Origin of the sequence: Yersinia sp. 2553 StPb PI, assembly GCF_052217105.1 — a bacterium.
Lineage (GTDB): Bacteria > Pseudomonadota > Gammaproteobacteria > Enterobacterales > Enterobacteriaceae > Yersinia > Yersinia enterocolitica_E.
Genome location: NZ_JAZGPX010000002.1, coordinates 4,554,088 through 4,567,290 on the forward strand (window position 1 = coordinate 4,554,088; position 13,203 = coordinate 4,567,290).

The window sequence follows — 13,203 nt, forward strand, 5'->3', positions numbered from 1 at the left end:
CATCTACTTTTACTCTAAGGTACCAATCACATTCAGCGCCATATCATCAGGCACTTCGTTATAAGACAACACATTCAACCCATTGCAGAATAGTCGTGCATAGCGTGCAATTAATGGCCGCAATTGCGGGGTTACCAATAAAATAGGTTGGTGATTCTCTGCTTTCATCTGCTCTTTAATGATCGGCATATTCTGCTGCAACTGGGTCAGGATATTTGGGTCGACTGGGAAGTTATCCAATACCACTTTCCCCGCTTGCTGCGCCTGATTCAACGAGCCAAGCAACATATTTTCTAATTCGTTATTAATGGTATAAACCGCCAGGTTTTTGTCATCGCCATTGATACCATTGACGATACCGGTACGTAATGCGTAACGCACATCTGAGGTGAGGAGCAGTGAATCTTTGGTGATAGTGGCACTTTCTACTAAGGTGGTGGCGATGGTGACAATATCTTTCAGCGACACATTTTCGGTTAATAGCTGACGATACACCTTCAGCAATTGGCTAAAATTCAATCCGCCAGCCAAATCTTCAGCCAAACGTGGCGACAGCGACTCAAGCCGTTGGTGTAATAGGGTTATATCATCATAATTAAACAGTTCAGATAAATGGTCACGTACCACTTTATTCACATGGGTCGCGACCACACTGGCACAATCCACCACCTGATAACCGAAGTTTAGTGCCGTGGGCTTATCTTCCGGTGCTACCCATACCACGGCCAGGCCGTAAGTCGGATCGATTGCCAGTACACCATCAACCTCGCCGTATTGTTCCGCTGTTGGAATCGCCATCAGTCTATCAATATAAACATCGCCACCGGCGACTTTGACACCATTAATATTGATGGTGTATTGGGACGGTTTTAAGCGGAAGTTTTCCCGTACTTTGACTTCCGGTAATAGAATTCCGCAGGTTTTGGAGATGATTTGCCGCACCCCTCGCAGCCGCTGAATCAGCGGTCGGCCTTTTGATTCATCGACCAGTGTGACCAGCTTATAGCCCAAATTCAGGCCGATAGGTTCAACTATCGGAATATTTTCCCAGTTGAGGTTCAGGGCATTATCTTCAGAAATGGCTTGGTCGAGGATTGTAAGATCGGGCTCAGCATCCGCTTGCTGAATTTTTTTACTTTGCTGCCAAGCGGCGAACAGGAGTAATCCGGTGAAGCTGAGAAAGGCAAGATGGGGCATCCCCGGCACAATGGCGAGTATGAACATCACGAATGCCGCAGCATACAAGATAGTCGGTTTTGCCAACAACTGATCTTTAATTTCATCAGTCATGTCACCGCCATCACTCACCCGAGTGACAATAATTGCCGCCGCGGTTGCTAATAACAGGGACGGAATTTGTGCCACCAGACCGTCACCAATGGTCAACAATACATATTGTTGAAACGACTGGCTGGCGCTGAGATCGTATTTAAAGATACCGATACAGATACCGCCGATCACGTTGATCACCAGAATCATAATACCGGCGATGGCGTCACCGCGAACAAACTTGGATGCTCCATCCATCGCACCGTAGAAGTCAGCTTCGCTGGCCACTTCTTTACGGCGCAAGCGCGCTTGCTCCTGATTGATTAACCCGGCATTAAGGTCGGCATCAATCGCCATCTGTTTACCCGGCAGTGCATCCAAGGTAAAGCGGGCCGACACTTCAGAAATTCGCTCAGCACCCTTGGTTACCACCACAAAGTTGATTGTCGGGGTGGTATCAGAAGAGGAGCGGCAAGAGATTGTGGCGCAACTGAATGGGCAAACCATCTTTTCGCAGCAATCCTTTATTTCAATTCCCTCTAAAAGCAAAAGTGGCGGCGGCAAGTTCTCTGACAGCATTGATGGTAAGGAGCAAGCGAAAGAGACCAAAAGTAATCTGGCAGTTGAGGTGCCGGAACCGGAGCAATCTCTGGAAGAGGTGGTGGATAAATCACGTAAAGAAATGGAAGAGTTATCACGCATCATTATGCAAATTACTTCTGCCTACGATGCGCAATCCAACCTGCAAATGGAAGTGGTGCCACAAGGGCTACGTATTTTGATTCAGGATGATAAGCAGCGCGATATGTTCCAGCGCAGTAGCGCTGTACTGACGCCGTTCTTCAGCCGTCTACTGGCTGAGTTGGCTCCGGCATTTAATGAGATGGACAATAAAATCATTATTACCGGCCATACCGATGCTTCCCGCTACCGTGATCAGGTGTTGTACAACAACTGGAACTTGTCTGGCGAGCGGGCCTTGATGGCGCATAAAGCGCTAGTAAAAGGCGGGCTGGATGACGGTCGGGTATTACAAATCAATGCGATGGCTGATCAGATGCTATTGGACTCAGTCGAACCTCTTGCGGCTAAAAACCGCCGTATTGAAATTATGGTCTTAACCAAAACGGCTTCAGACACCTTATATCAGTTCTTTGGCAACCACGGAGAGAATGTAGTGAAACCGGCAGCGAAAAAAGCCGGATAGTTATGTTCATCTTTTCACCACCCAGTCTACCCTCGAACCTTCAGGACTGGGCGGTGCTTTTTAATACAATGACTTAACTTAAGTTGCCATACCTACACGCTGAGTTCAGGCGGCAAAACCTAACGTGGTGTGATAGTGACGGTATTCCCATGGGTAGCAATGGTGACACGTTGCCCCGGTTGGAATTGGGTAACGCCCTGAGCTTGAACCACCAGGAAGGTGGTACCGTTATCGCGGCGCACTTCCAGTTCAACACCACTACTGCGATTCATCATACTCTGGACTTGTTGGCCGACTACGCCACCGGCAACGGCACCTGCTGCGGTTCCGAGACGGCGACCAGTACCGCCGCCAATGGTGTTACCCAGAAAACCACCCACCACAGCCCCACCGACCGCACCCGCAACATTATTCCCATCTCCGCCCTGAATAGTGACTGGACGGACAGAAACCAAGGTTCCGTAAGTTACAGCTTGAGCCTGCCCGGCCTGAGAACTGCTAAAAGTATCGCCCGAAAGGGTATTATTATTGGCGCAACCACTGAGAGTGGCGATGGCGAGGGTTACAACAATGAATGGTTTTATCATAAAGACCCTTCCTACTTGAAGTTGCTAACTTATAACCGATTGAATATTGACCGGTAAAATAATCATAGCACGACTTATTTGCTTATTAATTGATAGATAGATAAAAAGTAGAGTTAACTCAAATTTTATAGGACGATTAGCCCCAATCAGAGGGCATGTTATCGTCTCTCTGGCCGACAATTTACCGGCGAAAGTAAAATCACGGCAGTGGAAACAGATTTAACTCTGCGTTAAGTGAAATTTATAACCCAATACACCTATAACAGATTGTCCCTCTGGCAAGTATTCGCTATCACTGTCATCGCCATGATCCATTTTGTAACATTAAGATTTATCATTAAAAATGACAAAACAGTCTGTTAGAGTTCTCAAACTGAATGAAATTGATAAGAATCCGATTTTCTGGCTGATTTAACAATTCGCACTAGGAATAATGATTAAATTAATAACTAATCATCTTGTATGATTTATATCCGCAGGTCTGGTTGGTTTCATTTTTTATAAAATGTTCAGGGAAGGGCTAATGCTTAACACTTTTTAGGTAGAATAATGACCTAATGAAATGTTAAAAAAATCAGTTTTAGTTAATAATTGATACCAACATGGCGACCTAAAGATTGTTTTTCGTACAGATTTTTACCGCTGGTGGTGAGTATCGACAAGCGTCAGGCCCCGCAAGGGTTTGTCGCATTTTGACCGTATTTCAAAGTGTGTTAATTCAACGTTTTCAATGGCAAATTACATTCTGATGATCAATTAAATTCACTTAAAAAAGGTAAATGATGCATTTCATCTTTAAGTTGGATGGAATTTTCATTTCCAGTTAAATAACTAAAGTAAGTAATATATAATTAAAGTTATTGCATTAATCCACTCTTTTGGGTTAATGATATTGAATGCCATCTGCATCTACCGCATATCTTCCTGACAGACTTTTTATTTTCTGGCAAATGAAATGTTTTGCTGAAACGGTTTTAGTTCACAGATATTTACCCCTTTCAGACTCAATCAATTATCCATTGATAAAGATCAACTTAATTATATTTGCAGAGTTACAAACTATTAACAGAATATCCTTCATCTTTTTTCAAAGTGCAGGTGTGTTGGCTGCTCTCACTTACTCTAATCACTTACTTATGTAAGTTCATCGGGGTTCTTTCGTTTGCGGCCGCCCAGCATTTCGAAATCTATTGGATATAAGACCATGCTTTTTATAGGGATATACCCATCATTAGTATCGGGTATGTGAACAATATAATAATAATGACAGGGGAAAAAACATGCTTTCCCAGCATGGCGTTAACCGTCGTGATTTTATGAAGCTTTGTGCAGCGCTGGCTGCCACCATGGGGCTCAGCAGTAAGGCTGCCGCAGAAATTGCCAATATGGTCGGTTCACCACAACGGCCGCCGGTCATCTGGATTGGTGCTCAGGAGTGCACCGGCTGTACCGAGTCACTGTTGCGCTCAACGCATCCCACCCTGGAGAATTTGCTGCTCAGTGTTATATCAATGGAGTATCACGAAGTGCTGTCAGCAGCATTTGGTGAGCAGGCGGAAGAGAATAAGCACCGCGCTATTGAACAGCATAAAGGGAAGTACATACTGGTGGTGGATGGTTCTATCCCACTGAAAGATGGTGGGATTTACTGCATGGTGGCGGGCAAACCTATTGTCGAGCATATTCGCGAAGCGGCGGAACATGCGGCAGCTATTATTGCCATTGGCTCCTGTTCTGCCTGGGGGGGCGTGCCAGCCACTGGTGGCAACCCAACCGGCGCGGTCAGTTTGCAAGCGGCGCTACCGGGGAAAACCGTGATTAATATTCCCGGCTGCCCGCCGAATCCGCATAACTTCCTGGCAACCGTCGCTCATATCATTACCTTTGGGCGGCCGCCGGCGTTGGATGCCAAGAACCGTCCTACCTTTGCCTATGGCCGTCTGATCCATGAAAACTGCGAGCGTCGCCCGCACTTTGATGCCGGTCGTTTTGCCCGTCAGTTTGGTGATGAAGGGCATCGTCAGGGCTGGTGCCTCTATCACCTTGGTTGCAAGGGGCCGGAGACCTACGGTAACTGTCCAACCCTAGAGTTCTGCGATGTTGGTGGTGGCATCTGGCCGGTCGGCATCGGTCATCCGTGCTACGGCTGTAACGAAGAGGGGATTGGTTTTACCAAAAGCATTGCTCAATTAGCCAATGTCGAAAACCCAACACCACGCGCTGAAAAACCACAGATCCATAATGTGGAAGGTGGCAAGGTTTCTACCACCGCCACCGCGTTGCTGGGTGGGGTGGTGGGATTGGTTGCCGGTGTCAGCCTGATGACGGTGCGTGAGCTGGGGCGGCAACAGAAGCAGCGCCGTAAAGATGACGATCACTCATCGCGGGAGGAATAGCCGTGAACCGACGTCACTTTTTCAAATTAGCCTCGGGCGGTGTCTTGCTGGCGGGACTTTCCCCCAGCAGTAAAGCTGAGGTCCAAAACCGACCACCGATCCCCGGTGCGCTTGGCATGTTGTATGACTCGACGTTATGCGTCGGTTGTCAGGCGTGTGTCAGTAAATGCCAAGAGATTAATCACAGCGAGTTTGCCGCGCACGGTGAAACCTACGCCGGTGGTGATGCTATCTGGTCAAATAACGACAAACTTAGCCCCTATACCAACAACATTATTCAGGTGTGGACCAGTGGTGCAGGTATCCATAAAGATCAGTTGGAAGATGGTTACGCCTATATCAAAAAGCAGTGTATGCACTGCGTTGATCCCAACTGTGTTTCCGTCTGCCCGGTCAGCGCACTGCGCAAAGATGCCAAAACCGGCATCGTTCACTATGACCCGGATATCTGTACCGGCTGTCGCTACTGCATGGTTGGCTGCCCGTTCAATGTGCCGAAATACGATTACGATAATCCCTTTGGCAAGATCCATAAATGTGAGTTGTGTAATCAGAAAGGGGTGGAGCGGCTCGACAAAGGCGGTTTGCCTGGTTGTGTTGAGGTGTGTCCGACCGGGGCGGTGATATTTGGTACCCGTGAAGCGTTGCTGTCAGAAGCCAAACGGCGGCTGACGTTAACACCGGGTGAGAACTATCGTTTCCCACGTCAGACACTCAGTGCCAACGACACATACGAGCATCCGGTTGCCCATTATGATCCGCACGTATACGGCGAAAAAGAGGGCGGTGGTACGCAGGTGTTGGTACTGGCGGGTATTCCGACCGAGAAACTTGATTTGCCACCGTTGGCAGAACTGGCAACCGGTGCGCGTTCGGAGCATGTTCAGCACACCCTGTACAAAGGCATGATCCTGCCGCTGGCGGTACTGGCCGGTGTGACGGCGCTGGTGCATCGCAATACCCGCGATGAGCGCAAAGACAGTGATGCCGACACGCACGATAAAAAGGACGGTCCAGATGACGATGCATAAATCCAGTCCATTGGGTGGGCGGCTGGTCAGTTGGCCGGTGATGCTGCTAGCGCCTTTTGTTGTGTTATGCGCGCTGCTGATAGTTAAACGTTTGGTGCTCGGGCTGGGTTCAGTCAGTGATTTGAACGGCGGCTTCCCGTGGGGGATCTGGATCGCTTTCGACTTATTGGTGGGAACCGGTTTGGCCTGTGGCGGCTGGGCGTTGGCCTGGGCGGTTTATGTCTTTAACCGGGGCGAATATCACCCGCTGGTACGCCCGGCGCTGTTAGCCAGTTTATTTGGCTATGCGCTGGGGGGATTGTCGATCACCATTGATGTTGGCCGCTATTGGAACCTGCCTTACTTCTTTATCCCCGGTTACTTTAACGTCAATTCGGTATTATTCGAAACCGCCGTCTGTATGACCATTTATATCGGTGTAATGGCGCTGGAGTTTGCCCCCGCACTGTTTGAACGCCTCGGTTGGAAGGTTTCGCTCAAGCGGCTGAACAAAGTGATGTTTTTCGTCATTGCATTGGGTGCGCTGCTGCCGACTATGCATCAGTCCTCAATGGGTTCATTGATGATTGCCGCAGGTGCGAAGATTCATCCGCTGTGGCAAAGCTATGAAATGTTACCGCTATTTTCATTGCTCACCGCCGCCATTCTGGGCTTCTCTATTGTCATCTTTGAAGGCTCTTTGGTGCAGGCCGGACTGCGTGGGCGAGGTGCCAATGAAGCACCGCTGTTTACCCGGCTGACCACCATTATCGACCTATTCCTGCTGCTATTTGTCTTGCTGCGCTTGGGTGAAGTGGTAGTGCGGCACAAAATAGATTATCTGCTGCATTTCGACCGCTACGCTATCGCCTTTTGGGCTGAAATCGGACTGATGACTTTGCCGCTCATCATCTTCCGTATCCGGCGGGCCAGAGAAGATAGCCGCTTACTGTTTATCGGTGCGCTGTGCATGATTGCGGGCGCGGCGCTATGGCGGCTCAACTACTCGCTACTGGCCTTTAGCCCCGGCGGTGGCTACAACTACTTCCCAACCACCAGTGAAATCCTGATCTCAATTGGCTTTGTCGCCATTGAGGTCTGCGCCTACATTTTATTGATTCGGCTATTGCCGGTGCTGCCTGCTCACGGGCAATTACATAAGAATAATCAGACAGAGGTAAAGCATGAGCCAACGCATCACCATTGATCCCGTCACCCGCATTGAGGGACACCTGCGGATCGACTGCGAAATTGAGGACGGCAAGGTCATTAAAGCTTGGTCCTCCGGCACCATGTGGCGTGGCATGGAAGAGATTTTACAAGGCAATGATCCCCGCGATGCCTGGATGATTGTGCAGCGTATTTGTGGCGTATGTACCACCATCCACGCTATCGCCTCGGTGCGCGCCGTGGAAAATGCATTGGGGATGGAAGTCCCAGTCAATGCGCAACATATCCGCAATTTGATTCTGGCGGCGCATAGCATCCATGACCATATCGTGCACTTCTACCAACTGTCGGCACTGGATTGGGTGGATGTCACCTCAGCGCTGCAAGCCTCGCCACAGAAGGCGGCCGCCATGTTGAGTGGCTTATCGAGCTGGCCACTGAACAGCGCGGAAGAGTTCAGCCGTGTACAGCAGAAAATCAAAGACCTGGTGGCCAGTGGGCAGTTAGGCATTTTTGCCAACGGCTACTGGGGCCATCCGGCAATGGCGTTGCCACCAGAAGTGAACCTGATTGCGGTAGCGCACTATTTGCAAGCACTGGAGTGCCAGCGCGATGCCAACCGCATTGTGGCGGTATTGGGGGGCAAAACACCGCACATTCAGAATCTGGCTGTAGGGGGCGTTGCCAATCCAATCAATCTAGATATGCCAAGTGTGCTTAATCTGGAGCGCTTGATGTTGGTGAAATCCTTCATCGACCGACTGGGCAGTTTTATCGAGCAAGTTTATAAAGTGGACACGGCGGTGATCGCTGCCCACTATCCAGGTTGGCTCAATCTGGGTAAAGGGGCGGATTACTATCTCAGCGTGCCGGAGCTACCGACCGATCGCAAAGGGGAGACTTTCCTGCTGCCGGGCGGCTATCTGGATAAGGGTACTTTCCGGCCGATTGCCAACCATAACGATCCTTATCTGATCAAAGGGATTGCCGAGAGCGGCAAACATGCCTGGTATCAAGATGACGAGCCGCTGGCACCGTGGGAGGGCAAAACCAACCCGAACTACACCGGCTGGCAGGAAGAGGGCAAATACTCGTGGGTAAAAGCGCCAACTTTCTACGGCAAAACGGTAGAAGTTGGGCCGCTGGCATGGTTGATGTGCGGTCTGGCGGCTGACCACGCGCCGACTAAACAGCATTTCAGCGATATTGGCGCGGCCTATCAGAAATTGAGCGGGCAGGCTATCACTCAAGATCAACTGCCATCGACGCTGGGTCGCATCATTGGCCGCGCAGTGCATTGTTGCGTGCTGCATGAAACGCTGGCTCAGCAATGGACGGCGCTGGTGGCCAATATCGGTACCGGCGACGTAGAAACCTTTATCAAACCGAATATTCCGTTAACTGGCGAAATCCGCGGTGTTGGCTTTGAAGAAGCGCCACGCGGCATGTTGTCGCACTGGGTGGTCATCAAAGACGGCAAAATCGCCAACTATCAGGCGGTGGTGCCCTCCACCTGGAACGCCGGCCCGCGTAACTACAATGACGAACCCGGGCCATACGAACAAGCGCTGGTGGGTACACCGGTTGCTGATCCGGCCAAACCGCTCGAAGTGGTGCGGACCATTCACTCATTCGACCCGTGTATGTCTTGTGCCGTACATATTGTTGATACAACGGGCAACGAAGTGACCAAAGTCAAGGTGCTGTGATGGGGATTTTGGTATTAGGTATAGGTAACTTATTACTCAGCGATGAAGCGGTGGGGGTACGTCTGGTTGAAGCATTGGAACAACGCTTTGAGATACCCCCAGGTGTTGAGGTGTTGGACGGCGGTACCGCCGGTTTAGAGCTGATGGAAGCGATGGCAAACCGCGAACATTTGATTGTTGCTGATGCGGTATTCACCGGCCAGCCTCCGGGCAGTGTCGCGGTGCTGCATGATAAAGAGATACCGGCTATGTTCAGCCGCAAAGTCTCGCCCCACCAGTTGGGGCTATGCGATGTGTTGATGGCACTGCAACTGACCGGTGAATCCCCGCGCCAACTGACATTGGTGGGCGTGGTGCCAGAATCTCTGGCGCCAGGAATTGGCCTGACACCGACGGTGATACAGGCGATGGAACCCGCGCTGGAACAGATTCTGGTCGCATTGCGCTTAAGCGGAATTACGCTCAACGCACGGGAGCAAAACCATGTCTGACTCCTTCGACGACACTGGCATTATCGGGCTGACGCAAAACCCGGCTCCTTTACTGGAGCAGGTTTTCAGCCAGATTGCCGCGGATGAGATGCGCGGCTTGCCATTCTACCGTGACCACATACCGCTACGCGCCTGTGGCTTTCAGTTATTTGAGCAGCAATGGGTGGGCGCGTTATTAACCCCGTGGATGCTGAGTTTAGTGGTATTACCGGGGCCGCAGCAAAGCTGGCCGCGTCGGGTGGTGGGTGAGCGCTTGATGCTGGCACTGCCATGCGGCACCATCAGTTTTACGCTCGGCGAAATAGCCGGTTGCGGCCAGTACCTGAGCCGCTCGCTGATGTCGCCATTGGACACTACGCTGCAAGCGGAACAGGCGCTGCTGCTGGCAGAACAGAGCGCTCGCATGGTGCTTTCACTGCCCATTAGCAATGCTGATGCACCGGCTAATCCACGGCGGCGGGCGTTGTTTAGTCAAATGACGAATCAGCATGCATGAAATCAGTTTATGCCTCAGTACGCTGGAGCTGATTGAAACACAGGCCAGGCTTAACGGGGCCAAACGAATAACGGCGGTATGGCTGGAGATTGGTGCGCTCTCTTGTATTGAGGAGAGCGCATTGCGTTTTAGTTTTGACGCGGCCAGCCGTGAGACATTGGCAGCTAATTGCCAATTGCATATCAATTATTTACCCGCACAAGCCTGGTGTTGGGAGTGTAGCGCCAGTGTTCAGATTGAACGGCACGATGCCGGGTGCCCGCATTGTGGCAGCCATGCTCTGCAAGTGGAGAGTGGTGACAGTTTGCAGGTAAAACAGATAGAAGTGGAATAATCCTGAAGGAGTGAATTCCTATGTGCACGACTTGTGGTTGCGCCAGCGGCGAAACAAAGATCGAAGGCGACGACAGTCACCATCATGACCACGACCATCATGATGATGGTCACGGCCACCATCATCACGATGGCCACCACCATGATGATCACCATCATGACCACCCCAACGATGCCCAGCCGCAAAAAACTCAGCATAAACATAAATATGTTGCCAAAGGCACGCAGCCGGTCATTGTCCATCATCACTATTATTACCATCAGGGCGATGTTCATCATCACTACCACGGTAAAACGCCTGAACCGGTAGCGATACCGGAATCAGCTCAGCCGGAAGCTGAAACCTTTGCGCCACAAGTGCATGCCGATCAACAAGGGCTGCATTACGGACAGGGCGAGGCTGGCAGCCACGCACCGGGCATGGGTCAGCGCCGCTTGCTGCAAATCGAGCAAGACGTGCTGAGCAAAAATAACCAGTTAGCTCACCATAATCGTGAGCATTTTGTCGAACAACATATTCTGGCGCTGAATTTGGTTTCCAGCCCCGGTTCTGGCAAAACCACGCTACTGACCTCGACCTTGCAACTGCTGGCCGGGCAAGTGCCTTGCGCGGTAATTGAATGTGATCAGCAAACCACCCATGATGCCGAACGTATTCGCGCCACAGGCGTACCCGCGATTCAGGTCAATACCGGTAAAGGCTGCCATCTGGATGCGCAGATGGTGCACGATGCGGCACACCGTTTAGCTCTGGCTGATGATAGCCTGCTGTTTATTGAAAACGTCGGCAACTTGGTGTGTCCGGCTAGCTTTGATCTGGGCGAACGCCATAAAGTGGCGGTATTGTCAGTTACTGAAGGCGAAGATAAGCCGCTGAAATACCCCCATATGTTTGCAGCTTCCACCCTGATGATTATCAATAAAATCGATCTGCTGCCCTATCTGGATTTTGATATTGAACAGTGCATTGCCTATGCCCGTCAGGTGAATCCTGATATTCAGGTGATTGCGCTGTCTGCCAGTAGCGGAGAGGGGATGGATTTGTGGCTGGAATGGCTGGAGACACAGCGATGTGCATAGGCGTTCCCGGCAAAATTGTGGCGGTGGGTGAAGACATTCACCAACTGGCATGGGTGGAAGTGAGCGGAGTGAAGCGTGAAATCAATATCGCACTGGTATGCGACGATACCCCGGCGGCATTGCTAGGTCAGTGGGTGTTGGTGCATGTTGGGTTTGCCATGAGCCTGCTTGACGAAGAAGAGGCACAACAGACACTGGCCGCGCTGGAACATATGCAGGCAGTTGGGCTGGATTGGGATGCCAGCGCTGCAAGCGAGGCACGCGATGCGTTACGTTGATGAGTTTCGTGATCCCGCATTAGTGAGCGCATTATTGCAACGGATCGAACAGTTATTGCCGCAGATCGCGGATCAACAGCGCTTGCCACTACAAATTATGGAAGTCTGCGGTGGGCACACTTATGCGATCTTCAAATTCGGCCTTGATCAACTGCTGCCTGAGGGGTTGGAGTTTGTCCATGGACCGGGCTGCCCGGTGTGTGTGTTGCCGATGGGCCGCATTGATAGCTGTTTGGAAATCGCCACGCATCCTGAGGTGATTTTTTGCACTTACGGTGATGCGATGCGTGTGCCAGGGCGCAATGGTTCGATGCTGGATGCCAAACGGCGCGGCGCGGATATTCGCGTGGTCTATTCGCCGTTGGATGCACTGACGCTGGCACAGCATAATCCTGATCGCCAAGTGGTGTTTTTTGGCCTCGGCTTTGAAACCACCATGCCTGCCAGTGCCTTAACCCTGCAACAAGCCAAACGGCTCGGGTTGACCAATTTCACTGTGTTCTGCCAGCACATCACCATCATTCCTACCTTGCGTAGCTTGCTGCAACAACCGGATGTGCGTATCGACGCTTTTCTGGCTCCCGGTCATGTCAGTATGGTGATTGGCACCACGCCCTATGGCTTTATTTGTGACCAATTCCACAAGCCATTGGTGGTTACCGGTTTTGAGCCGCTGGATATCTTGCAGGGGCTAGTAATGCTGCTTGAACAGATGGTCAGCGGGCGTTGTGTGGTAGAGAACCAGTATCGGCGTATCGTGCCGGACAGCGGCAACTTACTGGCACAACAGGCAATGACAGAGGTTTTTGTTGCTAAAGCCAGCAGCGAATGGCGTGGTTTGGGCGAAATCGCGGATTCCGGCGTACAACTCAGCCCTGACTATACCGAATTTGATGCCGAATTACGTTTCAAACCACAGCAGCAGCAGGTGGCAGACTCTCCACGATCTCGCTGTGGTGATGTGCTGACTGGGCGTTGCAAGCCTGATCAATGCTCACTGTTCGGCGGTGAGTGTACGCCAGACAATGCCTTTGGCGCGCTGATGGTGTCATCCGAAGGGGCCTGCGCCGCTTATTATCAGTATCGATAACCCTTGGTACTTGAAGCTGCTGGGGGGAGCTGCGTTCGCTTGCCGCACCTACCTGCAACTTCAATGACTTTGGGTTATTAATAAGGT

The 13,203-nt window shown here is 51.0% G+C and carries 11 protein-coding genes and 2 pseudogenes; 11 read left to right on the forward strand and 2 right to left on the reverse strand.

Features of this window, described 5'->3' with window-relative positions:
• Nucleotides 1-9 precede the first annotated feature (9 nt).
• Nucleotides 10-1,713: pseudogene (locus tag V2A84_RS22175) on the reverse strand (flagellar biosynthesis protein FlhA); the annotation flags it as partial.
• Between V2A84_RS22175 and lafU the strand changes: the two are divergent.
• Nucleotides 1,676-2,476 carry a putative lateral flagellar export/assembly protein LafU gene (gene lafU / locus V2A84_RS22180; protein ID WP_372569917.1) on the forward strand — a complete coding sequence of 267 codons (801 nt, stop codon included), beginning with the start codon at nt 1,676-1,678 and terminating at the stop codon, nt 2,474-2,476. The pseudogene V2A84_RS22175 and the gene lafU sit on opposite strands and share 38 nt — an antisense overlap.
• Before the next feature lie 119 nt (nt 2,477-2,595).
• Here the strand turns inward: lafU and V2A84_RS22185 are convergent, their stop codons facing one another.
• Nucleotides 2,596-3,063: a glycine zipper 2TM domain-containing protein gene (locus V2A84_RS22185; RefSeq protein WP_083162455.1), complete on the reverse strand. Its 468-nt coding sequence runs from the start codon at nt 3,061-3,063 to the stop codon at nt 2,596-2,598.
• A 1,263-nt stretch (nt 3,064-4,326) separates the two neighbouring features.
• Between V2A84_RS22185 and hybO the strand changes: the two are divergent.
• From hybO to hypD, 10 genes and pseudogenes are all read left to right on the forward strand, one after another.
• A pseudogene (gene hybO, locus V2A84_RS22190) lies at nt 4,327-5,459 on the forward strand (hydrogenase 2 small subunit).
• Nucleotides 5,460-5,461: 2 nt separating this feature from the next.
• A complete protein-coding gene (hybA, locus tag V2A84_RS22195) occupies nt 5,462-6,490 on the forward strand; it encodes a hydrogenase 2 operon protein HybA (RefSeq protein ID WP_083162459.1) in 1,029 nt (342 codons plus the stop codon).
• Entirely contained in the window at nt 6,477-7,676 is a 1,200-nt protein-coding gene (hybB, locus tag V2A84_RS22200) for a Ni/Fe-hydrogenase cytochrome b subunit (protein WP_193784772.1), read from the forward strand. Before hybA ends, hybB begins: the two co-directional genes overlap by 14 nt.
• Nucleotides 7,654-9,348 (forward strand): hydrogenase 2 large subunit, encoded by a 1,695-nt coding sequence (gene hybC, locus V2A84_RS22205; RefSeq protein WP_372569650.1) that lies wholly within the window; start codon nt 7,654-7,656, stop codon nt 9,346-9,348. Before hybB ends, hybC begins: the two co-directional genes overlap by 23 nt.
• Nucleotides 9,348-9,839 carry a HyaD/HybD family hydrogenase maturation endopeptidase gene (locus V2A84_RS22210; RefSeq protein WP_083162463.1) on the forward strand — a complete coding sequence of 164 codons (492 nt, stop codon included), beginning with the start codon at nt 9,348-9,350 and terminating at the stop codon, nt 9,837-9,839. Before hybC ends, V2A84_RS22210 begins: the two co-directional genes overlap by 1 nt.
• Complete coding sequence (gene hybE / locus V2A84_RS22215; RefSeq protein ID WP_083162465.1) at nt 9,832-10,335, forward strand: hydrogenase-2 assembly chaperone; 504 nt, start codon at nt 9,832-9,834, stop codon at nt 10,333-10,335. Before V2A84_RS22210 ends, hybE begins: the two co-directional genes overlap by 8 nt.
• Nucleotides 10,328-10,669, forward strand: coding sequence for a hydrogenase maturation nickel metallochaperone HypA (hypA, locus tag V2A84_RS22220; RefSeq protein WP_083162467.1), 342 nt, complete (start codon nt 10,328-10,330; stop codon nt 10,667-10,669). Before hybE ends, hypA begins: the two co-directional genes overlap by 8 nt.
• A gap of 20 nt (nt 10,670-10,689) precedes the next feature.
• Nucleotides 10,690-11,748, forward strand: coding sequence for a hydrogenase nickel incorporation protein HypB (gene hypB, locus V2A84_RS22225; RefSeq protein WP_442849060.1), 1,059 nt, complete (start codon nt 10,690-10,692; stop codon nt 11,746-11,748).
• Nucleotides 11,739-12,026 carry a hydrogenase maturation factor HybG gene (gene hybG / locus V2A84_RS22230; protein ID WP_083162471.1) on the forward strand — a complete coding sequence of 96 codons (288 nt, stop codon included), beginning with the start codon at nt 11,739-11,741 and terminating at the stop codon, nt 12,024-12,026. Before hypB ends, hybG begins: the two co-directional genes overlap by 10 nt.
• The gene (gene hypD, locus V2A84_RS22235) at nt 12,013-13,116 is read left to right on the forward strand and encodes a hydrogenase formation protein HypD (protein ID WP_442849061.1); all 1,104 of its coding nucleotides are present in this window, start codon (nt 12,013-12,015) and stop codon (nt 13,114-13,116) included. Before hybG ends, hypD begins: the two co-directional genes overlap by 14 nt.
• The last annotated feature ends 87 nt before the right edge of the window (nt 13,117-13,203 follow it).